The sequence below is a fragment of the Mesorhizobium caraganae genome (genome assembly GCF_016836705.1).
In the GTDB taxonomy this organism is placed as follows: Bacteria; Pseudomonadota; Alphaproteobacteria; order Rhizobiales; family Rhizobiaceae; genus Mesorhizobium; species Mesorhizobium caraganae.
This window is the reverse complement of the sequence record NZ_JAFCGY010000020.1, coordinates 28,219-53,722: the sequence shown is the minus strand read 5'-3', so window position 1 is coordinate 53,722 and position 25,504 is coordinate 28,219. Positions and strand designations below refer to the sequence as shown.

21 protein-coding genes are annotated in these 25,504 nt (G+C 62.4%); 12 read left to right on the top strand and 9 right to left on the bottom strand.

Going from position 1 to position 25,504, the window contains the following annotated elements:
• Positions 1 to 90: 90 nt before the first annotated feature.
• Positions 91 to 1,755, top strand: a complete 1,665-nt coding sequence (locus JQK88_RS25580) for a vWA domain-containing protein (RefSeq protein WP_203279842.1) — start codon at positions 91 to 93, stop codon at positions 1,753 to 1,755.
• A gap of 70 nt (positions 1,756 to 1,825) precedes the next feature.
• Here the strand turns inward: JQK88_RS25580 and edd are convergent, their stop codons facing one another.
• From edd to zwf, 3 genes are all read right to left on the bottom strand, one after another.
• Entirely contained in the window at positions 1,826 to 3,649 is a 1,824-nt protein-coding gene (gene edd / locus JQK88_RS25575; RefSeq protein WP_203279841.1) for a phosphogluconate dehydratase, read from the bottom strand.
• 65 nt (positions 3,650 to 3,714) lie between these two features.
• Positions 3,715 to 4,431 (bottom strand): 6-phosphogluconolactonase, encoded by a 717-nt coding sequence (pgl, locus tag JQK88_RS25570; protein ID WP_192248235.1) that lies wholly within the window; start codon positions 4,429 to 4,431, stop codon positions 3,715 to 3,717.
• A complete protein-coding gene (zwf, locus tag JQK88_RS25565; RefSeq protein ID WP_192248232.1) occupies positions 4,413 to 5,882 on the bottom strand; it encodes a glucose-6-phosphate dehydrogenase in 1,470 nt (489 codons plus the stop codon). The genes pgl and zwf overlap by 19 nt, the downstream gene beginning before the upstream one ends.
• 323 nt (positions 5,883 to 6,205) lie before the next feature.
• Here zwf and JQK88_RS25560 point away from each other — a divergent pair, with 323 nt between their 5' ends.
• The 3 genes from JQK88_RS25560 (at position 6,206) to JQK88_RS25550 (ending at position 9,812) form a co-directional block, all read left to right on the top strand.
• Positions 6,206 to 6,952 carry an SDR family oxidoreductase gene (locus JQK88_RS25560; protein ID WP_192248497.1) on the top strand — a complete coding sequence of 249 codons (747 nt, stop codon included), beginning with the start codon at positions 6,206 to 6,208 and terminating at the stop codon, positions 6,950 to 6,952.
• A gap of 182 nt (positions 6,953 to 7,134) precedes the next feature.
• A complete protein-coding gene (locus JQK88_RS25555; protein ID WP_203279840.1) occupies positions 7,135 to 8,430 on the top strand; it encodes a Mur ligase family protein in 1,296 nt (431 codons plus the stop codon).
• 86 nt (positions 8,431 to 8,516) lie between these two features.
• Positions 8,517 to 9,812 carry a Mur ligase family protein gene (locus tag JQK88_RS25550; protein WP_203279839.1) on the top strand — a complete coding sequence of 432 codons (1,296 nt, stop codon included), beginning with the start codon at positions 8,517 to 8,519 and terminating at the stop codon, positions 9,810 to 9,812.
• A 48-nt stretch (positions 9,813 to 9,860) separates the two neighbouring features.
• Here the strand turns inward: JQK88_RS25550 and JQK88_RS25545 are convergent, their stop codons facing one another.
• The 3 genes from JQK88_RS25545 to JQK88_RS25535 all read right to left on the bottom strand — a co-directional run bounded on the left by JQK88_RS25545 (position 9,861) and on the right by JQK88_RS25535 (position 13,828).
• Positions 9,861 to 10,730, bottom strand: a complete 870-nt coding sequence (locus tag JQK88_RS25545; RefSeq protein WP_312037323.1) for an SH3 domain-containing protein — start codon at positions 10,728 to 10,730, stop codon at positions 9,861 to 9,863.
• 247 nt (positions 10,731 to 10,977) lie between these two features.
• Positions 10,978 to 12,264, bottom strand: a complete 1,287-nt coding sequence (locus JQK88_RS25540) for an NAD(P)/FAD-dependent oxidoreductase (protein WP_203279837.1) — start codon at positions 12,262 to 12,264, stop codon at positions 10,978 to 10,980.
• Positions 12,265 to 12,391: 127 nt separating this feature from the next.
• Entirely contained in the window at positions 12,392 to 13,828 is a 1,437-nt protein-coding gene (locus JQK88_RS25535) for a glutamine synthetase family protein (RefSeq protein ID WP_203279836.1), read from the bottom strand.
• Positions 13,829 to 14,049: 221 nt separating this feature from the next.
• On the opposite strand from JQK88_RS25535, the gene JQK88_RS25530 reads away from it, so the two are divergent.
• On the top strand, positions 14,050 to 14,757 hold the full coding sequence (locus tag JQK88_RS25530) for an HAD family hydrolase (RefSeq protein WP_203279835.1): 708 nt from the start codon (positions 14,050 to 14,052) through the stop codon (positions 14,755 to 14,757).
• A 36-nt stretch (positions 14,758 to 14,793) separates the two neighbouring features.
• On the opposite strand, the gene JQK88_RS25525 is transcribed toward JQK88_RS25530, so the two are convergent.
• The 3 genes from JQK88_RS25525 to aceA all read right to left on the bottom strand — a co-directional run bounded on the left by JQK88_RS25525 (position 14,794) and on the right by aceA (position 17,118).
• The gene (locus JQK88_RS25525) at positions 14,794 to 15,255 is read right to left on the bottom strand and encodes an ANTAR domain-containing protein (protein WP_203279834.1); all 462 of its coding nucleotides are present in this window, start codon (positions 15,253 to 15,255) and stop codon (positions 14,794 to 14,796) included.
• A 276-nt stretch (positions 15,256 to 15,531) separates the two neighbouring features.
• On the bottom strand, positions 15,532 to 15,774 hold the full coding sequence (locus tag JQK88_RS25520; RefSeq protein ID WP_006202762.1) for an SMc00767 family acetate metabolism repressor: 243 nt from the start codon (positions 15,772 to 15,774) through the stop codon (positions 15,532 to 15,534).
• 54 nt (positions 15,775 to 15,828) lie between these two features.
• A complete protein-coding gene (gene aceA, locus JQK88_RS25515) occupies positions 15,829 to 17,118 on the bottom strand; it encodes an isocitrate lyase (protein WP_203279833.1) in 1,290 nt (429 codons plus the stop codon).
• A gap of 248 nt (positions 17,119 to 17,366) precedes the next feature.
• Here aceA and JQK88_RS25510 point away from each other — a divergent pair, with 248 nt between their 5' ends.
• The 7 genes from JQK88_RS25510 (at position 17,367) to JQK88_RS25480 (ending at position 25,455) form a co-directional block, all read left to right on the top strand.
• On the top strand, positions 17,367 to 18,800 hold the full coding sequence (locus JQK88_RS25510) for a helix-turn-helix domain-containing protein (protein WP_203279832.1): 1,434 nt from the start codon (positions 17,367 to 17,369) through the stop codon (positions 18,798 to 18,800).
• Positions 18,801 to 18,949: 149 nt separating this feature from the next.
• The gene (locus tag JQK88_RS25505; protein WP_203279831.1) at positions 18,950 to 19,849 is read left to right on the top strand and encodes a DUF2167 domain-containing protein; all 900 of its coding nucleotides are present in this window, start codon (positions 18,950 to 18,952) and stop codon (positions 19,847 to 19,849) included.
• 166 nt (positions 19,850 to 20,015) lie between these two features.
• Positions 20,016 to 20,969, top strand: a complete 954-nt coding sequence (locus tag JQK88_RS25500) for a DMT family transporter (protein ID WP_192248202.1) — start codon at positions 20,016 to 20,018, stop codon at positions 20,967 to 20,969.
• A gap of 377 nt (positions 20,970 to 21,346) precedes the next feature.
• Positions 21,347 to 22,444: a polyamine ABC transporter substrate-binding protein gene (locus JQK88_RS25495; RefSeq protein WP_192248199.1), complete on the top strand. Its 1,098-nt coding sequence runs from the start codon at positions 21,347 to 21,349 to the stop codon at positions 22,442 to 22,444.
• 81 nt (positions 22,445 to 22,525) lie between these two features.
• A complete protein-coding gene (locus JQK88_RS25490; protein WP_192248196.1) occupies positions 22,526 to 23,665 on the top strand; it encodes an ABC transporter ATP-binding protein in 1,140 nt (379 codons plus the stop codon).
• A gap of 9 nt (positions 23,666 to 23,674) precedes the next feature.
• Positions 23,675 to 24,640: an ABC transporter permease subunit gene (locus JQK88_RS25485; RefSeq protein ID WP_192248193.1), complete on the top strand. Its 966-nt coding sequence runs from the start codon at positions 23,675 to 23,677 to the stop codon at positions 24,638 to 24,640.
• Complete coding sequence (locus JQK88_RS25480) at positions 24,637 to 25,455, top strand: ABC transporter permease (RefSeq protein ID WP_203279830.1); 819 nt, start codon at positions 24,637 to 24,639, stop codon at positions 25,453 to 25,455. Before JQK88_RS25485 ends, JQK88_RS25480 begins: the two co-directional genes overlap by 4 nt.
• Positions 25,456 to 25,504 lie beyond the last annotated feature (49 nt).

Below are 25,504 nucleotides of genomic sequence, written 5' to 3'. Positions count from 1 at the left end.
AACCGTTCGTGACACGCTCTAGGCTTGTGTCCGAACGCGCCGTCAAATAGCTTCCGGCGCGGACCAGAGGGCGGCCTCAAGGAGATTCCAATGGCGGGACTTTTGCGGAGCGTCGCTGCGGCGCTGCTCCTTTTGTCGATGACGTCGCTCGGCTTTGCCGCAAACAAGGTCATCATCATTCTTGACGCTTCAGGCTCGATGTGGGCCCAGATCGACGGCAAGCCGAAGCTCGAAATCGCGCGCGAATCGCTCAGAACCGTGCTGCAGTCGGTTCCGGCCGACGACGAGATCGGCTTCATGGCCTATGGCCATCGCGAGAAGGGCAGCTGCGAGGACATCGAGCTGATCGTGCCGCCGCAGGCCGGCTCGGCCAGTGCCATTTCGGCCGCCGCCGACAGCCTGAAATTTTTGGGCAAGACGCCGCTGACCGCTGCCGTCAAGCAGGCGGCTGAAGCCTTGAAATACACCGAGGACAAGGCGACCGTCGTTCTCATCACCGACGGGCTTGAAACGTGCGAAGGTGACCCGTGCGCGCTGGGCAAGGAACTGGAAGCGTCGGGCGTCGACTTCACCGCCGATGTCGTCGGCTTCGGCCTGACCGCCGATGAAGGCAAGCAGATCGCATGCCTGGCCGAGAACACCGGCGGCAAATACATCCAGGCTTCGGACGAGAAGGCTCTGCAGGAAGCGCTGGTCGAAACCGTCGCGGCCCCAGCACCGGCGCCTGAACCCGCTCCGGCGCCTGCTCCGGCACCGGCGCCCGAACCGGCCAAGCCCGAATTCAATTTCATACCGAGCGTGGTCATGGCCGAAGGCGGCGATCCGATCACCGATGGCAATGCCTGGGAGGTCTACAAGACCAAGCCCGATGGCACGCGTGGCGAGTCCGTCACCACCCAGTACAACAGCTACGAGGCCAATCTCGAGCCGGGCGACTATATCGTCGTCGCACGCGCCGACGAGGCCCTGGTGGAACAGAAGGTCAAGATCGAGGCCGGGCAGGTCTACAAGCCGCTCTTCACCTTGAACGCCGGCACCATGCTCATCCATCCAAAGGCCTACCAGGGTGCCGATATCAGCGACGAAGCCCATGTCGACTTCGCCTTCCCGGGTGGCAGCACCACTCACTATGGCGACACCAAGATCATCGTGCCGGCGGGCGAACAGAAGATCACGGTGGCGGTCGGCAGCGGCTCGGTGACCGAAACCATCCAGCTCGCCGCCGGCCAGACGGTCGAAAAGGACATCGTCGTCGGCGTCGGCCATGCCGTCGTCAACGCCTACTACACCGCGGGCGGCGACAAGGCCGACTCGTCGGGCATCAGCATCCAGATCGTCAAGGCCAAGAAGAAGATCGACGGCTCGCGCGAAGACGTCGCCCATTCCTATGGCCCTGACAGCAAGTTCTGGCTGCCGCCGGATGACTATGTCGCGGTCACCGCGCTCGACCTCGCAACCGTCGAGCAGCCTTTCAGCGTCAAGGCCGGCGACGCCCAGGACGTTAAGGTGACGCTCGATGCCGGCGTGCTGGCCATGTCGGCGCCGGGCGCCTATTCGATCGAGATGCTGTCGTCGAAGAAGGACATCCAGGGCAACCGCAAGGCGCTTGGCCTGAGCTATGGCGACACCTGGCAGCAGACCATTCCGGCCGGCGACTATGTTGTCGTCCGCCACATGTCCGGCGAAGGCCAGGACAAGGAAATGCCGGTGACGGTCAAGGCCGGCGAACGGATCGAGATTACGGTCCAGCCGTAATTGGCGTTTCATCCCAAACGAAAAAAGGGCGGCCTTGAGCCGCCCTTTTTATATCGCAGGAAATGATGGTTCAGGCCGTGCCGAAAGCGCTGGCGCCATGATCGGCGCGGCCGACCAACTGGCGGAAGCCGGCGAACAGCTCGCGGCCGAAGCCGAACTCGTTGCCGATGAGATCGATGTCGGCCGTGCGGCGCAGCGCGAGTTCAGGCCCAGGCACCAGCACTTCCAGCGTGCCTGCGTCGGCGTCGAGCCGTATGATGTCGCCGTCATGGATCCGGGCGATAGGCCCTTCCTCGACCGCTTCCGGCGTCACATGGATCGCCGCCGGCACCTTGCCGGAAGCACCCGACATGCGCCCGTCGGTGACCAGCGCGACGCGCTGGCCGCGATCCTGCAGGATGCCAAGCACAGTGGTCAGCTTGTGCAGTTCCGGCATGCCGTTGGCCTTCGGCCCCTGGAAGCGGATGACGGCGATGAAGTCGCCTGTGAGCGTGCCGGCCTTGAAGGCTTCGTTGAGGCCTTGCTGGCTGTCGAACACCTTGGCCGGCGCCTCGATGACGCGGCGTTCCGGCTTCACGGCCGAGGTCTTGATGACCGCATGGCCGAGATTGCCGGCCAGCACCTTCAGGCCGCCGGTCGGCTGGAAGGCCTTTTTGAAAGGAGCCAGCACTTTCTCGTCGCCGCTCTGCAGCGGCGAGGCTTCGCGCACCACGCTGCCGTCTTCGCCGAGCCTGGCCTCGACCGCATAGGGCCGGAGGCCTTCGCCCCACACTGTCTGGACATCCTCATGCAGGATGCCTTCGTCGAGCAGTTCGCGGATCAGGAAGCCAAGCCCGCCGGCGGCATGGAAATGGTTCACGTCGGCAAGCCCGTTCGGATAGACACGGGCCAGAAGCGGCACCGCTTCCGATAGGTCGGAAATGTCCTGCCAGGTCAGCGTGATGCCGGCCGCCGCGGCCATGGCGATGAGATGGATGGTGTGATTGGTCGAGCCGCCGGTGGCGTGCAGGCCGACGACGCCGTTGACGAAAGAGCGTTCGTCGATCATGCGGCCGACCGGCGTGTAGGCGTTGCCCAGCGCGGTGATCGCCAGCGCCCGCTTCGTCGCCTCACGCGTCAGCGCGTCGCGCAGCGGCGTGCCCGGATTGACGAAGGAGGCGCCGGGCGTATGCAGGCCCATGATCTCCATCAGCATCTGGTTGGAATTGGCGGTGCCGTAGAAGGTGCAGGTGCCCGGCCCATGATAGGATTTGGACTCGGCCTCGAGCAGTTCCGCGCGTCCTGCCTTGCCCTCTGCATAGAGCTGGCGAACCTTGGCCTTCTCATCATTGGGCAGGCCCGTCGTCATCGGTCCGGCCGGCACGAACACCGCCGGCAGATGGCCGAAGGTGAGGGCCGCGATCACGAGCCCCGGCACGATCTTGTCGCAGACACCGAGATAGACGGCGGCGTCGAACATGTTGTGCGACAGGCCGATTGCCGCGGCCATGGCGATCACGTCGCGTGAGAACAGCGACAGCTCCATGCCCGGCTGTCCCTGGGTTACGCCGTCGCACATGGCCGGCACGCCGCCGGCCACTTGCGCGATGCCGCCAACTTCGCGCGCGGCATCCTTGATCAGCGCCGGAAACGTCTCGAACGGCTGATGCGCCGACAGCATATCGTTGTAGGAGGTGATGATGCCGAGGTTCGGCACCTTGTCGGCGCCGAGGGCCAGCTTTTCAGACGGGCTGCAGACGGCAAAGCCATGCGCGAGGTTGCCGCAGGACAACACCGAACGGTTGGCGGTGCGGCTCGAGGCCTCGGCGATGCGCCCGAGATAGCGCTCGCGGCCGGCTTTCGAGCGCTGGCGGATGCGTTCGGTGATGGCTTCGATGTCGCGTCTGGCTGTCATGGTCGGTCCTTTCGAGCCCCGGAGAACGTCCTCCCACTGTTTGCCGGGGCTGCTTTTCGTGAAAATCAGGGTGCCCAGAACACCTCTATTGGTATGGGGGCTGCTTCGAGCACTTTGCGAATGGGCTTCTTCGCACCCGGTCCCATCGCATACTCGAAGGCGATGCGCTTGTCCTCGCCTTCGATATGCAGCGCGATGAAGCCAGCGGCGATGATGCGCGCCATCGATAGGGTCAGCCGCGGCTCGCCGCCGCTCGGTGCATGCACCGGCAGCACGATCCTGCGCGAAGCAGGATCGAGCAAGTCGCTGAGGTTATCTGCATCAGGAAAGAACGACGCGGTGTGGCCGTCGCCGCCCATGCCGAGCACGACGACGTCGAGCGGCCAGGCCAGTGCCTTGAGTGCCATGTCGTCGGACGCTGCGGCAGTCTCGATGCTTGCGGCCTCGTGATACATCGGCACGAATTGCGCGGCCGCCGCCGCGTTCTGCAGCAGATTGGCGGCTACCAGCCCGGCATTCGAGCGCGGCGAGGAGGCCGGCACGAACCGTTCGTCGACCAGCGTCACCGTCACCTTGTTCCAGGCGATCGGAATGGCCGACAGTGCTGTAAAGAATTTCGCCGGCGTGGTGCCGCCGGAAACGGCAAGCAGAGCCGTGCCGCGTTCGTCGATGGCCTTGGTCAGCCGCGCCGCGACATTGCCGGCAAGGGCTGCCGCCAGGTCCTGGCGCCCGGCAAAGCCGTTCCAGCTGTAGGCGGGCTCGCTCAATTGCTCTCGTGCCATGTCCGCCCGTCGCGTTCGATCAGCGCAATCGAGGCCGAGGGGCCCCATGTGCCGGCCGTATAGCCTTGCGCTTCCTGCCTGGCGCTTTCCCAGGCGTTCTGGATCGGATCGATCCACTTCCATGCCGCCTCGACTTCGTCGCGGCGCATGAACAGCGTCTGGTTGCCGCGCACGACATCCATGATCAGCCGTTCATAGGCATCGGGCGCGCGACCGTCGAAAGATGTTGCGAAGCTCATGTCGAGAGGGATCTGGCGCAGCCGCATGCCGCCCGGGCCCGGATCCTTGATCATGATGAACTGTTTGACGCCTTCGTCGGGCTGCAGCCGGATGACCAACTGGTTGGCGAAGATCGGTCCGGCGCTGTCGCCGAAGATCGAATGCGGGATTGGCTTGAACTCGATGACGATTTCAGAGACCCGGGTCGCCAAGCGCTTGCCGGTTCGGAGGTAAAATGGAACGCCGGCCCAGCGCCAGTTGCCGATCTCGGCTTTGATGGCGACGAAGGTCTCGGTGTTGCTGTCCTTGCCAAGCTCGTCGACATAGCCTTTGACGGCGCCACCGGCCGAGGCACCGGCACGATACTGGCCGCGCACGGTGTGCTTGGGCGCTTCATTGCCGTTGACGCGCTTCAGCGCGCGCAGCACCTTCAGCTTCTCGTCGCGCACGGCGTCCGCATCCATCGACGATGGCGCCTCCATGGCAACCAGGCAAAGCAGCTGCAGCATATGGTTCTGCACCATGTCGCGCAGCGCGCCGGCCTTGTCGTAATAGGTGACGCGGTCTTCCAGCCCGACGGTCTCGGCGACCGTGATCTGCACATGGTCGACATGCGCCGAGTTCCACAGCGGCTCGTAAAGCGCATTGGCAAAGCGCAGCGCCATCAGGTTCTGCACCGTCTCCTTGCCGAGATAGTGGTCGATGCGGAAGATCTGGCTTTCGTGGAAGTCGTCGCCGACCAGGTCGTTGAGCTTGCGCGCCGAATCGAGGTCGCGGCCGATCGGCTTTTCCAGCACGATGCGCGAATTCGGCGTGATCAGATTGTGCGCTTTCAGCTGGTGCGAGATGTCGCCGAACAGCGCCGGCGCTACCGCCAGGTAAAAGGCGCGGACGCGGTCGCTGTCGCCGATCGCCTTTTTCAGCTTGTCGAAGCCGGCGCCCGTCGTCGCGTCGGCCGACACGTAGGACAGCCGCGCCAGAAACGTCTTCAGCTCCTTGGCGTCGATATCGGCCGGCTTGACGTGGTCGGAAATCGCTTGGCTGGCGAAGGCCTGGAATTCCTCGTCGCTCATCTTAGAGCGCGACGTGCCGATGATGCGGGTCGGCTCGGAAAACTGATGGTCGCGCTGGCGATGGTAGAGCGACGGCAGGAGCTTGCGTTCCGAAAGGTCGCCGGTGCCGCCGAAGATGATGAAGTCGAAGGGATCGACGGGGATGATCTGGCTGGTCATGGTCTGTCCGCTTTGACGCCGCACACTGTGACGCGGCTGGATATAATCTAATCGATTTAAATTATCCAGTGCCATGGTGTCACATCAAGGACCGATCACTGCATATTGATTCGGTCCAAATGTGCCTTGACACTGGCTGCCACCCGGAGGCTTTTCGTCAAGCTATGGTCCCGGGGGGCTTTCGCACCTGCAACATAGAGCGGGAATGTGACGAAAGCCAATGCACGTCGCTCAAAAGTGGCCCCGGTTTTGAGAGGTCGACATGCATCAAAACAAAGAGAGAAATGCGCTTGCGAGGTGATCTTGGAATGAGCAGGAAAAGCATGCGTCTGGAAAACAAGGTCGCCGTCATCACCGGTGCGGCAGCGGGCTTCGGCGAAGGCATGGCTAGGCGCTTTGCCGAAGAGGGTGCCAAGGTCGTCGTCGCCGACCTCAACGCCAAGGGCGCGGAGCGTGTCGCCGCCGACATCGGCGAGGCCGCGATCTGGACCCAGACCGACGTTTCGCAGCGTTCCGAATTCGACGAGATGGTCTATGCGGCAAAAAACGCCTTCGGCCGCATCGACATCATGGTCAACAATGCCGGCTATACCCATCGCAATGGCGACATGCTCGACGTCGACGAGGCGACCTTCGACCTGATCACATCAGTCAACATGAAGGCGATCTACCATGCCGCGCTTGCCGTGGTGCCGATCATGGAGCGGCAGGGCGGCGGCGTCATCCTGAACACGGCTTCGACCGCAGGTCTGCGGCCGCGGCCGGGCCTCACCTGGTACAATGCCTCGAAAGGCTGGGCGATCACCGCCACCAAGTCGATGGCGGTCGAACTCGCGCCCAAGAACATCCGTGTCAACTGTCTCTGCCCTGTCGCCGGCGAAACCGCCATGCTGGAGAAATTCATGGGCGCCGACACGCCCGAAATCCGCGAGAAGTTCCGCGCCTCGATCCCGCTCGGTCGGCTGTCGACGCCGCTCGATATCGCCAACGCCGCGCTGTGGCTCGCATCTGACGAAGCCGCCTTCATCACCGGCGTGGCGCTGGAGGTCGATGGCGGCCGCTGCATCTAAGCAATTTGAGGGAAGTACCTCTCTGTTCGCAATGCGTGGCAGATAGAGCAACGTCAGGAAGAGTTCGCATCGGTTCGCCGGCCGGCCAAGGAACGAACAGTTGACGCCGTCACGCCAGGCCCCAGTTTGACTTCGCGATCCACCGAAAGGCATAACGGATCGGCCATTGGTGTTGATGGGAGATGAAGATCAAGCAGCCGAAGGCACGCAACGATCTGGGATGGCGGCTGCGGCTTTACCTGGCCAGGCGTGCGCGGGCGCGAAGCAAGGCGACGTTCATCGGCATTACCGGAAGTTCCGGCAAGACGACGGCGGGAAGCCTGCTTGGCCATATCCTGGCGGGCCACGGTTCGGTCTATACGCAGGTTCTGGCCAACACGATGAAGCTGTTGGTCTCGACGCTATCCAGGCGAATGAGGAAGAGCGGCAAAACCGACTACGTCGTCTTCGAGGCGGCTGCGTTCGGTCCGGGTACAATGAAGCCGATGGCCGAGTTGCTTCGCCCTGATGTGGCTGTTGTCACAATGGTCCGGCTGGAGCATCGTGCCAGTTTCAAGACTCTGGAAAACGTCGCGCATGAAAAGAGCGCACTGGTCGCGGCGCTGGAGCCGGGCGGCTTCGCAATGCTCTATGCCGATGACCCGCATGTGCTGGGCATGGCCTTGGTGAGCGATTGCCGCGCCGTCACATTCGGCACATCGGAGCAGGCGGATTATCGCGTCAGCGATATCGAGGCCGCCTATCCCAGGCGATTGCGATTCTCGCTCCACTGGCGCGGCGGTGTGCTCAATATCGAGACGCCGTTCCCCGGTGCGCATTTCTGGCTGCCGACGGTGGCGGCTGCGGCAACAGCTCTTGAACTGGGAGTACCTGCGCAGATCGTAAAGGACAGGACCGCGACGTTCCAGCCCCTGGAGAACCGCGGCCAGGTGCTCGCCCCCGCTGGCGGCCCCCACTTCATCGTGGATGCCGCGAAAGCGCCCTGGCATTCTCTGACCCTTGCTTTCGACATGGTAGCCAGATCCACATTCGGGCGAAAACGCATCGTTCTTGGCCAGCTATCGGATTTTACCGGCTCGAACAGCAAGTATGCCTACGCCTACAGCAGCGCACGCGAGATCGCAGACCAGGTGATCTATGCCGGCGATCACGCCCATCGCTCCAGGGCAAGCCAGTCTGATCGCGATAGCGGCCGCTTCATCGAACTGCGCACGGCAAAGGAGGTGTCGGACTACGTCGCGCAAACCGCGCAGCCGGACGAACTGATCCTGATTAAGAGCTCATCCAGCCTTCACCTCGAGCGTGTCGCGCTTGCCTGGACCCACAACGTCCAGTGCTGGGTTTCGGTGTGCGGCAAAACCGAGGGGTGCGAGCAATGCGGTCTCTACGAAGTGCCGTTTGAGCAGCACCGCGAGTTTGTGGCGCAGAAAAAATTGAAGCGCCGCAAGCACAGACTGCTGCGGCTCATCAGTCGCTAAAGTTTTTGGCCCGAGCACGCCAGCGCTCCGTTTGACTCGGGAACTCGGCACGACGCATATAAGGCAGGGCTAAAAACCGGCGGGTTGTGAAACTGGAATTCCTGAAAATTCGCAAGGACTTGGGGTGGGCGCTGCGACGGCTGCAGGCGCGCTGGGTGCGAGCGCGTAACAAGGCGACGTTCATCGGCATTACCGGCAGCTCCGGCAAATCCACATCCACCAGCCTGCTTGCACACATACTGGGCGCGCAAGGCAAGGTGCATCTACAGGCCCAAGCCAACACAATGCCTGCGCTCATTCGAACGCTTTACAAGCGCCTGAGGAAGGCCGGCAAAGTCGACTACGTCGTTTTCGAAGCCGGCGCTTCCGACTTTGGCACGATCAGCGCCATGGCGCAGATGCTGAAGCCGGACGTGGCGGTGGTTACGATGGTCCGGCTGGAGCACTTCGGCAAGTTCAGGACTCTGGACGCCGTGGCGGCAGAGAAGCGGGCGCTGGTCGATGCACTCCAACCCGATGGACTTGCGGTTCTCAATTGCGATGACCCACTGGTGCTCGGTATGGCATCTGGCGCGAAGTGCCGGATTGCGACCTTTGGCCGATCCGACGAGGCAGACTACCGCGTGAGTGACGTGTATGCCGCGTATCCGGAATTGCTGCGGTTCACCCTTCATTGGCGCGGTGGCAGCCTGAATATTCATGCGCCTTTTCCCGGCGAGCAGTTCTGGCTGCCGACTGCAGCCGCGGTGGCCGCCGCCTTGGAACTTGGCGTCTCGCCAGAGAAGATTGCTGGGCAAGTGGCATCGTTTGAACCGTTACCCAACCGCTCCACCGTGCAAGCGGTACAAGCAGGTCCGCAATTCCTGGTCGATACCGCCAAAGCGCCCTGGCATTCGATCAACATTGCCCTGGAGATGATTGCAAAGGCCAAGGCCTCTAGTAAGCGCATTGTGCTTGGGCAGATATCCGACTACGCCGGCTCGTCGAGGAAATACGGCACCGCCTACAAGATCGCGCGCGAAATCGCCGATGAGGTCATCTACACGGGCGACAATGCGCATCGCTCGCGCGCCAGCCAGGTCGACCGCGACAGCGGCCGTTTCATCGAGCTCCGCAGTGCCAAGGAAGTTTCGGATCATATCAAACAGACGGCAGTCCCGGGAGAATTAATTCTGCTGAAAAGTTCGTCCAACCTTCATCTGGAAAGGATCGCGCTCGCCTGGACGCACGATGTGAAATGCTGGATTCCAGTATGCGGCAAGTCAGAAAGCTGCCAAATGTGCGGCCTGTATGAGGTGCCGTTCGAGGAGCACTCGGATTTCCTGGCAAAGCGCAAACTTGCCCGCAGAAGACACCGTTTCAGATGGTTGCTCGGTGGCTGACCAAAATCTAGCGGCTTGGTCCCGGGCAGCGTCGACGACGTCGTTGTCTCACGCCCCGGTCTTGATGTAGCTCTTGTAAACCCAGCCGCGCTTGCCGTTGTAGACGATCTGGCACCATTTCTTGCAGCTCACCACCTGCACCGATGACTTGGCGGGCACGGTTCCCATGGCGGCAGCGTTTTTCTGCGGGCCGGTGCGCATTGTCACGGTCCTGAGAATACGTCCGGTGCCGGCAGCAGCTGCCACATTCTGTGGCTTGGTCTTGGCCTGTGTATCGTCCGTGGCGGCGGAAGATTGCGCGTCCGGCAGTTGCGGCTTCGGCGTCGGGATGGCGGCGGTTTCGGCGCCGTCGGTGTGCCCGTCTTTCGCGGCGGCGTCTGGTGCAGCAACCTTGGACAACTGCGTCGTGGCATCGCTCTGCGCCGACGGTTCCTCATAAGCTGCCGCACCTGTTGGTTTGGCGGCTGCCTGCTCGGTCGCGGCCTGATCGGACGGCGTGGCTTCAGCGTCGCTGTTCGATTGCGGCGCAGTCCAGCGCGGATCATTGGCCGACAGTGCCGGTATCGCGGCCTCGCTGGCAGCGACCTTGGGCGAAACCGCGTCGCCCTTGCGCGCCGTTTGCGGCGCCGCCACCGCGGCAACTGTCGTCGCGGGCGTGACGGGGGCGATCTTCGTTGTCTTGACCGGAATGGTCGGAACGCTCTGCTGGGTGCTGGCAACCGCTTGCCGGTCACTCGCCGGCAATGCCAGCCAAAGCGCGATACCCGCCACGCCAAGCAGCGCTGCGGTGCCGACCGCGGCGATCACCAGATGCGAATTCGTGCGCACCCCCTGCCAGAAGGAGGGCCGCATGTCGTAACCGAACTGCATGGCAAAGCGCCGACGTTCCGGCGCGCCGAAACTGAAGGGCTCGTTCACGTTTGCCACCTCCAACATGCGGCCGATGTTCTTTCGATCAGCGCCGGAAGGCCGGCATTCGATCGGCATCGGTCCCAAAAACAAGCGGGCAGGCCCGCAAAAGTCCCCGTTCAATCACCCAGAACCGGCACCTTTTACCCGCGATTGTGGCATCAGTGCGCCCCAACCGTGGATTCTGCACCCTTGTTAAGGATTCTGCAATGTGTCGCTCAAGCAACGAATATTACAGACGGAATCGCTTGTTGCTCTAGATTCGATCGCGCAGCGCAAACCAGTTGAGCGCCAGGAACAGCAGCGGCGTGCGAAAGCTTCGGCCGCCGGGGAAGGCCGGGATGTTCAAATCCTCGATCAGCTTCAGCCGGTCGCGGTTGCCGGCGACGGTCTCGGCATAGAGTTTGCCGAAGAAGTTCGACAGCATGACGCCATGGCCGGAATAGCCGCCGGCCGAGATCACATTGGGCATCACCTCGCGCACGAACGGCTTTCTCGGCACGGTGATGCCGACATAGCCGCCCCAGCCATGGGTGATCTCGATATCCCGGAGGTCCGGATAGAGTTCCACGATCTGCCGGCGGATATGGATATGGATATCCTTCGGATCGTTGACGCCGTAGACCTCGCGCCCGCCGAACAGCAGCCTTCCATCCCTGGATTTGCGGAAATAGCGCACAACGAAACGCGAATCGTCGACCGCCTCGCCGCCAGGCAGCACCTTGGAGTCCACACCCAGCGGCACCGTCGCACCGATGAACGACCCGATCGGCATGATGTGCGCGGCACTCACCGGCTCGAGCGTGCCGCCATAGGCGTTGACGCCGATCAGGCATTTCTGCGCGGTTATGGTGCCTCTCGGCGTCGTGACCCTGACCTTGCCGCCGCTGGACATTATGCCGGTCGATGGCGTCTGCTCGAACAGGTGGGCCCCGGCAGCAGTCGCCACCTTTGCCGTGCCGATCACCAGTTTCATCGGGTGGATGTGTCCTGTGCCGGTGTCGCGGGTGCCGCCGAAGTAGCGTGTGGAGCCCAGTCGTTCGGCCGTTTCCCTGGCATCCATGAAGGCGATGTGCGGATAGTTGAAGCGGTCCGCCATGATCTCGGCATGCGCCTTGTAGTCGTCGACATAGCGCTGCTTGTGCGCCACCGACAACTGACCGGGCATATAGTCGATGTCGATCTGGTTGACGGCGGCGAATTCGAGCAGGTGCGCCTTGGCTTCCTCTGCAAGATCGAACAGCGCCTTGGCGCGGGAAAAGCCGTATTCGGCCTCCATCTCCTCGGCCCAGGCGCGCTGGCCGGTGCCGAGCTGGCCGCCATTGCGCCCGGAGGCGCCATCGCCGAAGCGATACGCTTCGATCAGCACGACGTCCGCGCCGGCTTTGGCCAGATGCGCCGCCGCCGACAGACCGGTGAAACCGCCGCCGACGATGACGACGTCGCAGCTACGGTCGCCGTCTAGGGCGGGGTACTCAGGGCGTGGCCCGGCTGTGTCTTCGTACCAGGAGCGGCCAGGTGAAATCGGTGATTGGTAAGGCATGGGAACGCCAGTCAATGGTGAATAGTGAATGGTGAATGGCTGCGCGACGCGCGTCGCCTGCGCTCATCCATCCAGTATGAAACTACTCACCATTCACCATTCACCATCGACGCGACAAAGTCGCCCCTCACACATTGAGCAGCAGATACTCCCGCTCCCACGGGCTGATCACTTCCATGAAGGTCTCGAACTCCGCCCGCTTGATCGCCGCATAGGTGGCGGCAAAGGACTTGCCCAGCAGGGCGCAGAGTTCCTCGTCGCCTTCGAACAGGTCGACGGCCTCGAGCAGGCCGCGCGGCAGGTCGATCTCGTCTGCGTTGGCGGTGGTCAGCACCGGAGGCTCGGCTTTGACCTTGCTGGTCATGCCGATCAGCCCGCAGGCAAGCGACGCCGCCAGCGCCAGATAGGGATTGGCGTCGGAAGACGGGATGCGGTTTTCGACACGTCGCGCCGCCGGGTCCGAGCGCGGCACGCGGAACGCCGTGGTGCGGTTGTCATAGCCCCATTTGTTGTTGACCGGCGCCGAGGCGGACTGCGTCAGCCGGCGGTAGGAATTGACGTAGGGTGCAAACATCACCAGCGCATTCGGCACATGCTTCTGCATGCCGCCGATGAAATGGAAGAAGTCGTCGGTTTCCGAGCCGTCTTCGGCCGAAAAGATGTTCTGTCCGGTCTTCTTGTCGATGATCGACTGGTGGATGTGCATGGCCGAGCCAGGCTGGCCCTGGATGGGCTTCGCCATGAAAGTGGCATAGATTTCGTGCTTGAGCGCCGCCTCGCGGATGGTGCGCTTGAACATGAACACCTGGTCGGCAAGCTCGATCGGGTCGCCGTGGCGCAGATTGATCTCGAGCTGGCCGGCGCCCTCCTCGTGGATCAGTGTGTCGATCTCCAGGCCCTGGCTTTCGGAGAAATGGTAGATGTCGTCGATCAGCTCGTCGAACTCGTTGACGCCGGCGATCGAATAGCCGGCGCCGCCGCCGATGGCCCGTCCCGAACGCCCGACCGGCGGCGTCAGCGGATAGTCCGGATCGGGGTTCTTACGCACCAGGTAGAATTCGATCTCGGGCGCCACCACCGGCTTCAGCCCGCGCTTGTCATAGGCAGCCAGCACGCGCTTCAGCACGTTGCGCGGCGTGAACTCGACCGAGCGGCCGTCCTGGTGGACGAGGTCGCAGATGACAGCTGCCGTCGGGTCTTCTTCCCACGGCACCACGGTCAGGGTCGACAGATCCGGCATCAGCTTCAGATCGCCATCGTCTTCCGGATAGTGGAAACCGTTGCCATCCTCGGGATAGCCGCCCGAAATCGTCGTCATGAACACTGCCGAAGGCAGCGCCAGCGAGGTGTTGGAAGTGAATTTCTTGGACGGCATCATCTTGCCGCGGGCGACGCCGGCCTGGTCGGGTGTGATGCATTCTATGTCTTCGATGCCGCGCCATTCCAGCCAGGCGCTGACTTCCTTCCAGTTCTTCACGCCGCGTTGGTTTTTCACGAAGGCAGGCGTGCGGACGCGTCCTCCGCGGCTCGACGGACGGACTTCCTTTTTTGCAGGCGGCATCATTCACCAGATTGGGTTGCGGATTTTGGAGTATAGCCGGGGCGGGTGATGGAAGGGAAGGGGAGGCCGCCGAGAGCAATTCCAGTGTGAGCGGTTTTCCCGGAAAGCGCGTAGCGCTTTCCCTTGGGAATTGCGTCAAACAAGGACGTTCGCCTTCCCGGTTGAAAATCGCCCCGCGCAGATTAGGGTCAGCCTCCCGCGGATCGAGCAGCAGAAGACACCGCATGCCAGGCAAATTGACAACCATCGGCTTCGATGCCGACGACACGCTGTGGCAGAACGAGCAGTTCTTCCGCATGACCGAAAAGCGCTTTGCGGCATTGCTCGCCGATCATGGCGAGGTCGAGCACATCTCGGCGCGGCTGCTCGAAGCCGAAAAGCGCAACCTTGCCGTTTACGGCTTCGGTATCAAGGGGTTCACCCTCTCAATGATCGAGACGGCGATCGAGGTGACCGAGGGCCGTGTGCCGGCCGCGACCATCGCCGAAATCCTTGCCGCCGGCCGCGACATGCTCGGCCACCCTGTCGAGGCGCTGCCGCATGCGCGCGAGACCGTGGAAAGGCTCGCCGGCGCCTATCATCTGGTGCTGATCACCAAGGGCGATCTGTTCGACCAGGAGCGCAAGCTGGCGGCGTCCGGCCTTGGCGACCTGTTCGATGCCGTCGAGATCGTCAGCGACAAGAGCGCCGCTACCTATGCCAGGATCTTTGGCCGCCACGGCAGCCCGCAGGACAGCATGATGGTCGGCAATTCGCTCAAGTCGGACGTGGTGCCGGCCATCGAGGCCGGCAGCTGGGGCGTCTACATCCCGCATGAACTGACCTGGGTGCTGGAACATGTCGAGCCACCGGTCTCAGCACCGCGCTTTCGGCAGATTGTTGATCTCGGGGAACTGCCGGCATTGATCGAAAGCATCGACAGGAAAGGTTGACCGGCTCGACGGGTTTTCGAACGCCGCGGAGTGCGATCAGCCGCGCCCGAGACCGATCAGCCGGTCGATCACCGGTTGCAGCCTTTCGGTGGTGATCGGCTTGGCCACCACGACATCGACCACGCTGGACAGGCCGAGGCTTTCGGGCGTGCCGGTCTTGGTTGAAAGCAGGATCACCGAGGGAAGCGACCGGCCCGACGCTCGCCGCAAGGCATCGATGGCCGACATCAGCGCGTCGCAATCCTTGTTGTCGGCGCCGCCATCGAGAACGACGGCGCCCGGAATGAGGGTGCGCAGTGTCTTGGTCGCCATTTCGAGTGACTCGGAGATCGGCTTCAGCCCGGACTTCTCGACGATCTTCGACACCACCACCCGGTTGATCGGCGATTTTCCGACGACCAGCACGTGGGAGAAATCCGTTGATATCTTGGAGTTCGCATCCCTGCTTGTCGACTTCAGATGTTTGGCGGTGTCGGTCTCGCGATTCACAGGGCACATGGGCGGTGCGGGCACTCGGCGCTGCTTCAATGCAGGGTTGAAATACGAGAGCCAATTGGCGCGAGATCGCGCGCCATGTCAAGCTGAAATGGCGGAGCCGGGAAATATAGCCGGAAATATTAAACCGCGAAACCAAGGTCTGTTTTCAAACTGTAGTTAATTTCGTGCTCAAAAACGAAAGTCACCCGCACTGAAAACGCGCGGGTGACGTTGAAATCGGCCAGTGCATGACCGTGTCAGAAGATTCCGTAAGCACAAAGCTTCCGTAAGGGAAGATCATCCGTGACTCTGCTGCGTGACGATCACCGGGATCAGCAGGTCACCCCAATTGCCGTCGCCGCCATGGTGCCGGGCCGAGCGCACCAGTTCCACCGAGACGCCCGCCTCGACTGCCTTCATCACCGATTGATTGAGCCTGTGCAGGTCGTTGGCCAGCATGCGGATGGTCGCCTGCTGGTCGACGCTCATGGTGGTGGACTGCTCTTCTGCACGTTCCTTGACGCGGCTTATCGATGCCATTTTTCTTCTCCTGTGCCCCTTGCCCTGTTGGGCGTTTCCTCTGGTTGTTTGCTGTTATTCCGCTGCCGGCTTGAACTGGGCATGCTCGGTCGATTCATGCATGGCGGTGGTCGATGACTGGCCGCCGCTGATCGCCATCGACACCGCATCGAAATAGCCGGTGCCGACCTCGCGCTGGTGCTTGGTCGCGGTGTAGCCATGGACTTCGGCCGCGAATTCGGCTTCCTGCAGCTCGGAATAGGCCGCCATCTGCCGCGCTTTGTAGCCGCGGGCCAGCTCGAACATGCCGAAATTGAGCTGGTGGAAACCAGCCAGCGTGATGAACTGGAACTTGTAGCCCATGGCGCCTAGCTCGCGCTGGAACTTGGCGATCGTCGCGTCGTCGAGGTTCTTCTTCCAGTTGAACGACGGCGAGCAATTATAGGCGAGCAGCTTGCCAGGGTGATGCCTGCGCACGCCCTCGGCGAACTTCTTGGCCTGCGCCAGATCTGGCTTGGAGGTTTCGCACCAGATCAGGTCGGCATGCGGCGCATAGGCAATGGCGCGCGCGATGCACGGTTCGATGCCGTTCCGGACCTGGTAGAAGCCTTCCACCGTACGGCCGGCATCGTAGTCGACGAAGGGCCGGTCGCGCTCGTCGATGTCGGACGTCAAAAGCTTGGCCGCCTCGGCGTCGGTGCGCGCCACGACCAGCGTCGGCGTGCCCATCACGTCGGCCGCAAGGCGCGCCGCATTGAGGTTGCGGATATGCGCCGCGGTCGGGATCAGCACCTTGCCGCCGAGATGGCCGCACTTCTTTTCCGAGGCCAGTTGATCCTCATAGTGGACGCCGGCAGCGCCCGCCTCGATGAACGCCTTCATGATCTCGAAGGCGTTGAGCGGTCCGCCGAAGCCGGCTTCGGCATCGGCGACGATCGGCGCGAACCAGGTATCGACCGACAGGCCGTTGCCTTCCGAGGTCTCGATCTGGTCGGCGCGCTGCAGCGTGCGGTTGATGCGCTTGACCAGTTCCGGCGCCGCATTGGCGGGGTAAAGCGACTGGTCCGGATACATGGCCGACGCGGTGTTGGCGTCGGCGGCGACCTGCCAGCCCGAGAGATAGATTGCCTTCAGCCCGGCGCGCACCTGCTGCATCGCCTGGTTGCCCGACATGGCGCCGAGCGCGTTGACGAAGTCTTCCTCATGGATGAGCTTCCACAGCCGGTTGGCGCCCATTTCGGCGAGGCTCTGGCGGATCTGGACCGAGCCGCGCAGCCGCTTCACATCGTTCGGCGAGTAAGGCCGTTCGATGCCGTCGAAGCGGCCTTCGGGCGCGGATGGGACGAGGTTGTAAAAATCAGTCATTGGTCGCTCCAGATCAATCGATGCCAGTGTCTTGCAACGTCGCGTAATCGGAAATTTGCGCCGTCGGTGTGTGACATCATTTACATTGCGTCGCGAAGAGAGCCCAGGGAAACCGTCATATCTCGCAGAAAATAAGAGAAAACCTGTGTTGTGTTTGACGGGCGAGCGCTGTAAATTTGTCACGATTGTAAAAATCGATGTGCGCTCATGGCGCGCAAGCGTTGTAAAATTCCTGTCAAGGACAGCCGATGGCCGACCAGAAGATCTTTGCGGGGCCGCGCATCCGCCGCATCCGCCTCGCCAAGGGCCTGACCCAGACGGCGATGGCCGAAGGCCTCGGCATCTCGCCCTCCTATCTCAATCTTATCGAGCGCAATCAGCGGCCGCTGACGGTGCAGCTGATCCTGAAACTGGCCTCGGTCTACAAGGTCGACCCGCATGAGCTGCAGGGCGAGGCGAGGGGGTCGATCTCGGCCTTGAAGGAGGTGTTCGGCGACCCGCTGCTTGCCGGCGAATTGCCGGGCGACCAGGAGCTGATCGAGCTCGCCGAGGCTGCGCCCAACGCGTCGGCCGCGATGATAAAGCTGTTTCGCGCCTATCGCGAGCAGGCCGAGCGGCTGTCCGATCTCAACGAGCTGCTGGCGCGCGAGGGCAGGGCAACAGCACTTTCCGGCGCCAGGCTGCCGATCGACGAGGTGCACGAGATTTTCGAACGCCGGCCGAACCATTTTGCAGCACTCGAGGAAGAGGCCGAGGCCTTCACCTCGGTGCTCTCCCCGGGCGATGATCTGTTCGGCGCGCTGAAAGCCTGGCTGAAACGCGAATACGGCATCGTCGTCAAGGTGTTGCCGGTCGCCACCATGCCGAACTGGCGCCGCCGCTATGACCGCCATTCGCAGCGCCTGTTCCTGTCCGAACGGTTGTCGCCTTTCGACCAGTTGCGCGAGGTCGCCATGGAGGCCTGCCTGATCCGCATGACCGTCGCCGTCGCCGGCGAAATCCAGGCGCTGAAGCTCGGCACCGATGAAGCCGGCCGGCTCGCCCGCTTCGAACTCGGCAGCTACGCCGCCCATGCCTTGATGATGCCTTACCAGTCGTTCCACGCCGCTGCCGTCCGCGCCCGCTATGACATTGATGTGCTGCGCTCACGCTTCGGCGTTTCCTTCGAGCAGGCGGCCAACCGTCTGACCACGCTGCAGCGTCCGGGTGCCTCCGGCGTGCCGTTCTTCATGCTCGAGGTCGACAATGCCGGAAACTGCTTCCGCAAGGCGGGCGGCCAAGGCTTTCCACAGAGCCGTTTTGGCGGCGGCTGTCCGAAACTGCCTGTGCATGCCGCCTTTGCACTGCCTGGCCAGATCCTGGTGGAGGCTGTGGAAATGCCTGACGGCGCCGAGTTCCTCTGCATCGCCCGCACGCTCGAGGGGCCGCAAGGCTCGTTCTCGGAGCGCCCGCGCCGTACCGCGCTGCTGTTGGGCTGCGACATCGGCTTTCGCGACGAGATCGTCTATGGCGCGGGGCTGCCGGCGTCGGCAAAGACCGGACAGGGCGCCGCCACGGCGATCGGCCCCGCTTGCCGGCTGTGCGAACGCATCGGCTGTCTCGCCCGCGCCGAGCCGCCGGTGACCCGCCCGCTCGGCCTCGACGAGATGGTGACGGGCTTGAGCGCCTTCGACTTTCAGTGATGCTTGTCGAGGTTTGTGGGTCCTCGAAGAGGCGCCTGCACATTAGCGACGTGAAATATAGATCCTATCCCAGCCGAGGCGATCGAAATATTGATTAAGCATCGGCGCTGCGGTATCGAAAGGTGAGGGCAGCCAGGGGGGTGGCTTATATGGACAGGAAAGCTTTGTGGCTTGGCGTGGCGCTTGCCTTTTCGGCAGGGCCTGCTCTGGCGGAAAAATCCTCTGAATTCTTCAAGGGCTATCAACAGTATAGCGACGACGGCAAGGCATTCCTGGACAAGATCGATCCGAAGACCGGCGCGGTCGACCTTCCGGAAGGCATCCATCTCGATCTCAAGGACAAGTTCTACTTTCTGGACAAGAAGGATGCGACATCCGTTCTGACCGAGGCCTGGGGCAACCCGCCTGATACCGCCTCTGAAGCGATCGGCATGATTTTCCCGGCCAAGTATGAGCCCATCGCCGGCAACGGTTGGGGAATCGAGCTGCGCTATGAAAAGATCGGCCATGTCGATGACAGCGACGCCGCCGCCATCGACTACGCCGAATTGCTGAGCAGCATGCGGGCGGACACTTTGTCGGCCAACGATCAGCGGGTGAAGGACGGCTATCAGCCGATCAAGCTGATCGGCTGGGCTTCGCCCCCGGTCTATGATTTCGTCCACAAGCGGCTGCACTGGGCAAAGGAGCTGCAGTTCGGCGACGATACCGTCCACACGCTCAACTACGATGTCCGTTTCCTCGGCCGGGAAGGCGTCTTCGTGATGAGCTACATCGCCACGGTCGAACAATTGCCGGAGATCAAGCAGAGCCTGGAGGAAGTGCTCGGCGTTGCCGATTTCAACACCGGCAAGAAATACACTGACTTCCTGCCAGGCACCGACACCGTCGCCGCAGTCGGCATTGGCGGCCTCATCGCCGGCAAACTGGCGGCCAAGGCAGGGCTGATTGCGGTCGCGCTGATCGCGCTGAAGAAATTCGGCATTCTCCTGTTGGTTCCGCTGGCCGGTCTCTGGCGCTTCATCCGCGGCAACAAGACCAAGTCATAGGCGCCGCCGATTTTTTTGACTGAATGCCGCCGACTGGCAGGCGGTGCGCCAAAGGGAATACCGGGCTGGATCACGTGCGGCCGTGGCCTTTGCGCTAGGCGAATGCGGCACGTTTCTGTCGTCCATTGTGCATCATGCCGTCCCGAGATAGCCGACAGTCGCACCCATGACCGACACCGCATCAATGCCGACAACTGCTTCGCCGACCGTGTCGCCGCGCGACGAGCGCATCGGCTTCCTGCTGGTATTCCTGTCGGCGCTGATGTGGAGCTTTGGCGGCACCATTGCCCGCTTCATTGACACCGCTGACAGCTGGACGGTGGTGTTCTGGCGCTCGCTGTGGGCGGCTGCGTTCCTGATTTGCTTCATGGCCTGGCGCGACGGCTGGCGGGGCGTGCCGCGGCTGTTTCGCGACATGGGCCTGCCCGGCCTTGCCGTTGCCGTGTGCTTCGCCACTGCCTCGACCTGCTTCGTTGTCGCGCTTGCCTACACCACCGTCGCCAACATCCTGTTGATGCAGGCCGGCGTGCCGCTGCTGGCGGCTTTGCTTGCCTGGGTGCTATTTCGCGAACGCGTCGCCGTCGCGACCTGGGTGGCGATCGCCGCCGTCATCGCCGGCGTCGCCATCATGGTGTCGGAATCGCTCGACGGCGCCGTATCGCCGATCGGCGACGGGCTGGCGCTGCTGATCGCCGTCATGTTCTCGATTGCCACCGTTATCACCCGGCGCTTCGCCCATGTCCGCATGACACCGGCGACCTGCCTAGGCACGATGCTGGCAGCGGCGTTTGCCGCATCGCAAGCCACGCAGTTTGAGGTTTCCGGCCACGACATGGCTTTCCTGTTTGCCTTCGGCGTCGTCAATCTCGGCCTTGGCCTTGCCTTCTTCGCCACCGGCGCCCGCCTCGTTCCGGCGGCGATCGCGGCATTGCTCGGCACTTTCGAGCCGATCCTTGGCCCGATCTGGGTCTGGCTCGTCCATGCCGAGGTGCCCTCGGTGCGCACCATCATCGGCGGCGCCGTTGTGGTTGCCGCGCTGCTCGTCCATATCGGGCTCGAATTCAAGCGCCAGGCGCGGCCGGCGCGGCCAGGCGTCACCGGCCTGCCGTCCCCTAATTGACGCTGCCTTTGCCCATTTGACGACGCCGCGCGCCCAAAGCGCGAGATGGGCCATTGACAACGTTGCTACCGCACGGGCAGGCTGGAGACACGGCAACAACAAGACAGGCGTATCTTGCCAAGTGTCCCCGCCGGTCGGACCAAGACCGGATCACAGCGTCGTATCCCTGCCCGCGCCACGGCGAAAGCCTCTGACGGCGTCGGCGCGCCCGCCACACGGGCACACAGAGCCATCATCCGCTGCTCGTCGAACCGCCCGCAGGGCGCCGGCAGTTCGCGCTTGTGGCTGCCCGGAAAGCTCAATACTCTGAAGCAAATGCCCAATCGCGCTGGAACAGCGACGAATTGGCGAAGGAACACTCATCAAAGGAGAACAGCATGATCCGCAAAGCGCTCTGGCTTTCGGCAACCTCGGCATTTCTGACGCTTTTTACCGTCGGTGGCCATGCCGAGGACCGCGTCGTCAATGTCTTCAACTGGTCGGACTACATTGACAGCTCGATCATCGACGACTTCACCAAGGAAACCGGCATCAAGGTCGTCTATGACACCTTCGATTCCAACGAGATCCTCGAGACCAAGCTGCTTGCCGGCGGCAGCGGCTATGACGTCGTCGTGCCCAGCGGCAACTTCCTGGCGCGCCAGATCCAGGCCGGCGTGTTCCAGAAGCTCGACAAGTCGAAGCTGCCGAACATTTCCAACATGTGGGACACGGTTTTGGAGCGGACCGCCAAATACGATCCGGGCAATGAATATTCGGTCAACTACATGTGGGGCACGGTCGGCATCGGCTACAACCTCAAGAAAGTGCAGGCGGCACTCGGCACCGACAAGATCGACAGCTGGGATGTGTTCTTTAATCCCGATAGCCTGGCCAAGCTGAAGGACTGCGGCGTCTATGTGCTGGACTCGCCGGCCGACATCATCCCGGCGGCACTGAAATATCTCGGCCTCGACCCCAACAGCACCTCGCCCGACGACATCGCCAAGGCCGAGGAGACCTTGCTGAAGGTGCGGCCGTACATCCGCAAATTCCACTCGTCGGAATACATCAACGCGCTCGCCAATGGCGATATCTGCCTGGCGGTCGGCTGGTCGGGTGACGTCTTCCAGGCGCGCAACCGGGCCGTCGAGGCCAAGCAAGGCGTCGAGATCGGCTATTCCGTGCCGAAGGAAGGCGCGCAGATGTGGTTCGACCAGATGGCGATCCCTGCAGATGCGCCGCATGTCGCCGAGGCACTCGAATTCCTCAACTACATGATGAAGCCGGAAGTGATCGCCAAGTCGTCCAACTATGTGCTGTACGCCAACGGCAACAAGGCCTCGCAGCAGTTCGTCGACAAGGCGCTGCTGGATGATCCGGCGGTCTATCCGGACGCCGAGACCTTGAAAAAACTCTATACGGTCCAGCCCTACGATCCCAAGACGCAGCGCCTGATCACGCGCAGCTGGACCAAGATCGTCACTGGCCAGTAAGCAATGCGACATGGCCCCGGCAGTCACCTGCCGGGGCCATTCTTCTGGGGCAAGAAGCAAAAAAACAGGACGGAGTGGGACATGAAATCGCTTGGCAGCATCCGCAGGGATTTCGCGCCATGGAACGACCCGAACGCCAAGCCATACATTCAATTCGAGAACGTCACCAAGAAGTTCGGTGACTTCACCGCCGTCAACAATTTGTCGCTGACCATCTTCGAGCGTGAGTTCTTCGCCCTGCTCGGTGCGTCGGGCTGCGGAAAGTCGACGCTGCTGCGGATGCTCGCCGGCTTCGAGGAGCCGACCGCCGGCCGCATCCTTCTCGACGGTCAGGATTTGCGCGGCATCCCGCCCTATCGCCGCCCGGTCAACATGATGTTCCAGTCCTATGCGCTGTTCCCGCATATGAGCGTGGAAAAGAACATTGCCTTCGGCCTCAAGCAGGAAGGCATGCCGGCGCCGGATATCGAAAAGCGCGTCGCCGAGATGCTGAAGCTGGTCAAGCTCGAGCAGTTCGCCAAGCGTAAGCCGCACCAATTGTCGGGCGGCCAGCGCCAGCGCGTCGCGCTCGCCCGCTCGGTTGCCAAGCGGCCAAAAGTGTTGCTGCTCGACGAGCCCCTCGGCGCGCTGGACAAGAAGCTGCGCGAGGAAACGCAGTTCGAGCTGATGGATCTGCAGCAAAATCTCGGCCTCACCTTTGTTGTCGTCACCCACGACCAGGAAGAGGCGATGACGATGGCCGACCGTATCGCCATCATCGACAAGGGCGAGGTCATGCAGGTGGCGACGCCGGCGGAAGTCTATGAGGCACCCAGCTCGCGCTTCGTCGCCCACTTCGTCGGCAATGTGAACATGTTCGAGGGCAAGGTCGCCGAGCGGGCGGCAAATACGACACGCATCACCGGCGCGACAGGGGCCCAGATCGTCGTCGAAAACAACACCGATACCGCAGCTGGTTCCAACATCGTCTTCGCCATCAGGCCGGAGAAGATCAAGGTAACGTCGAAGAAGCCGGCGGACGCCGTCAATGCGCTGGAGGGCGAAGTCTACGACGTCGCCTATCTCGGCGACATGACCGTTTACCACATCAGGCTGGATGACGGGCAGATCATCAGGGCAAGCGCGCTCAACGCGGCGCGCGTCACCGAGGATCCGCTGACCTGGAACGACCGCGCCTGGGTCTCCTTCCGGCCGGACGCCGGCGTCGTGCTGACACGATAGGGGGCGGCCATGTCCAACATCGCCATCACCGACGCCGGCCCATCGACAGCGGCCAAACCATTGCTCACACGGCTCGGCGCCGGCTTTGTAAGCCGGCTCGTCATCATCGTCCCCTATCTCTGGCTGCTGTTCTTCTTCTTCATCCCGTTCATCATCGTCTTCAAGATTTCGCTGTCGCAATCGGCAATCGCCATGCCGCCCTACACGCCGGTGCTCGACTTCACGGACGGCATTTCCGGTTTCTTCGCCGGCTTCCGCGATCTCAACTTCGACAATTATGTCTGGCTGACGCAGGACGCGCTTTACTTCAAAGCCTATGTCACCAGCGTCATTATCGCTGCAGTCTCGACGATCCTGACCTTGCTCGTCGGCTTCCCGATCGCCTACGGGATGGCGCGCGCGCCGGCGACCATCCGCCCGACCTTGCTGATGCTGGTGATCCTGCCGTTCTGGACCTCGTTCCTGATCCGCGTCTACGCCTGGATCGGCATCCTCAAGCCCGAAGGCTTGCTCAACCAGCTGCTGCTGTCGCTGCACGTCATCAATCAGCCGCTGATCATCCTCAACACCTACACGGCGATCTTCATCGGCATCGTCTATTCCTACCTGCCATTCATGGTGCTGCCGCTCTATTCGTCGCTGGAAAAGATGGACTATTCGCTGATTGAGGCAGCTAAGGACCTCGGCTGTCCGCCAACATCAGCCTTCTGGAAGATCACCTTCCCGCTGTCGCTGCCTGGCGTCATTGCCGGTTGCCTACTGGTGTTCATCCCCGCGGTGGGCGAGTTCGTCATTCCCGACCTGCTCGGCGGCTCGCAGACGCTGATGATCGGCAAGACCTTGTGGAACGAGTTTTTCGCCAACCGTGACTGGCCGGTGTCGTCGGCCGTCGCCGTCATCCTGCTGCTGCTCTTGATCGTGCCGATCATGCTGTTCCAGCAGGCCCAGGCACGCGCCCAGGAGCAGGACAAATGAACGCCACCTGGAGCCGCTTCAACGTCACCTCGGTCGTGCTGGGCTTTGCCTTCCTCTATCTGCCGATCGTGCTGCTCATCGTCTTCTCGTTCAACGAATCGAAGCTGGTCACCGTCTGGGGCGGCTTCTCGACCAAATGGTATGTCTCGCTGTTCCACAATCAGGGGCTGATGGACGCAACCTGGGTGACGGCGCGCGTCGGTGTCATCTCCGCCACGGTGGCAACCGTGCTCGGCACGCTGGCGGCCCTGACCTTGACCCGCTACACCCGCTTCCGGGGCCGCATTCTGTTTTCCGGCATGGTGTTTGCGCCGCTGGTCATGCCGGAAGTCATCACCGGCCTGTCGCTGCTTTTGCTCTTCGTTGCCGTCGGTCTCGACCGTGGTTTCGTCACCGTCACGCTTGCCCACATCACGTTGACCATGTGTTTTGTCGCCGTCGTCGTGCAGTCGCGTTTGGTCTCGTTCGACCGGTCACTGGAAGAGGCCGCGATGGATCTCGGCGCAACGCCGGTGAAGACCTTCTTCCAGATCACGCTGCCGGTCATCATGCCGGCTATCGTGTCTGGCTGGATGCTGGCCTTTACCCTCTCGCTCGACGATCTGGTGATCGCGTCCTTCACGTCTGGCCCCGGCGCCACCACGCTGCCGATGAAGATCTACAGCCAGGTGCGTCTCGGCGTGACGCCGGAGATCAATGCCGCCTGCACCATCCTGATCGCGGTTGTGGCAGTAGGCGTTGTCATCGCCTCGGTCGCCAACAAACGGCGTGAGGTGCAGCGTCAGCTCGACGAACAGGCCGCGCAGCGCGGCTGATCCCGAGCAATTCCGTTCGGAATTGCGTCAAACAAACAGAGCACGGCAG

Excerpts from the sequence above, each read along its gene's own strand:
- JQK88_RS25540 (WP_203279837.1), bottom strand. The coding sequence starts at position 12,264 with ATGCCTTACCAATCACCGATTTCACCTGGCCGCTCCTGGTACGAAGAC.
- JQK88_RS25525 (WP_203279834.1), bottom strand. The coding sequence starts at position 15,255 with ATGTGCCCTGTGAATCGCGAGACCGACACCGCCAAACATCTGAAGTCG.
- JQK88_RS25555 (WP_203279840.1), top strand. The coding sequence starts at position 7,135 with ATGAAGATCAAGCAGCCGAAGGCACGCAACGATCTGGGATGGCGGCTG.
- JQK88_RS25510 (WP_203279832.1), top strand. The coding sequence starts at position 17,367 with ATGGCCGACCAGAAGATCTTTGCGGGGCCGCGCATCCGCCGCATCCGC.
- JQK88_RS25500 (WP_192248202.1), top strand. The coding sequence starts at position 20,016 with ATGACCGACACCGCATCAATGCCGACAACTGCTTCGCCGACCGTGTCG.
- JQK88_RS25480 (WP_203279830.1), top strand. The coding sequence starts at position 24,637 with ATGAACGCCACCTGGAGCCGCTTCAACGTCACCTCGGTCGTGCTGGGC.
- JQK88_RS25495 (WP_192248199.1), top strand. The coding sequence starts at position 21,347 with ATGATCCGCAAAGCGCTCTGGCTTTCGGCAACCTCGGCATTTCTGACG.
- JQK88_RS25485 (WP_192248193.1), top strand. The coding sequence starts at position 23,675 with ATGTCCAACATCGCCATCACCGACGCCGGCCCATCGACAGCGGCCAAA.
- JQK88_RS25580 (WP_203279842.1), top strand. The coding sequence starts at position 91 with ATGGCGGGACTTTTGCGGAGCGTCGCTGCGGCGCTGCTCCTTTTGTCG.
- zwf (WP_192248232.1), bottom strand. The coding sequence starts at position 5,882 with ATGACCAGCCAGATCATCCCCGTCGATCCCTTCGACTTCATCATCTTC.
- aceA (WP_203279833.1), bottom strand. The coding sequence starts at position 17,118 with ATGACTGATTTTTACAACCTCGTCCCATCCGCGCCCGAAGGCCGCTTC.
- JQK88_RS25530 (WP_203279835.1), top strand. The coding sequence starts at position 14,050 with ATGCCAGGCAAATTGACAACCATCGGCTTCGATGCCGACGACACGCTG.
- JQK88_RS25535 (WP_203279836.1), bottom strand. The coding sequence starts at position 13,828 with ATGATGCCGCCTGCAAAAAAGGAAGTCCGTCCGTCGAGCCGCGGAGGA.
- pgl (WP_192248235.1), bottom strand. The coding sequence starts at position 4,431 with ATGGCACGAGAGCAATTGAGCGAGCCCGCCTACAGCTGGAACGGCTTT.
- JQK88_RS25520 (WP_006202762.1), bottom strand. The coding sequence starts at position 15,774 with ATGGCATCGATAAGCCGCGTCAAGGAACGTGCAGAAGAGCAGTCCACC.
- JQK88_RS25560 (WP_192248497.1), top strand. The coding sequence starts at position 6,206 with ATGCGTCTGGAAAACAAGGTCGCCGTCATCACCGGTGCGGCAGCGGGC.
- edd (WP_203279841.1), bottom strand. The coding sequence starts at position 3,649 with ATGACAGCCAGACGCGACATCGAAGCCATCACCGAACGCATCCGCCAG.
- JQK88_RS25490 (WP_192248196.1), top strand. The coding sequence starts at position 22,526 with ATGAAATCGCTTGGCAGCATCCGCAGGGATTTCGCGCCATGGAACGAC.
- JQK88_RS25505 (WP_203279831.1), top strand. The coding sequence starts at position 18,950 with ATGGACAGGAAAGCTTTGTGGCTTGGCGTGGCGCTTGCCTTTTCGGCA.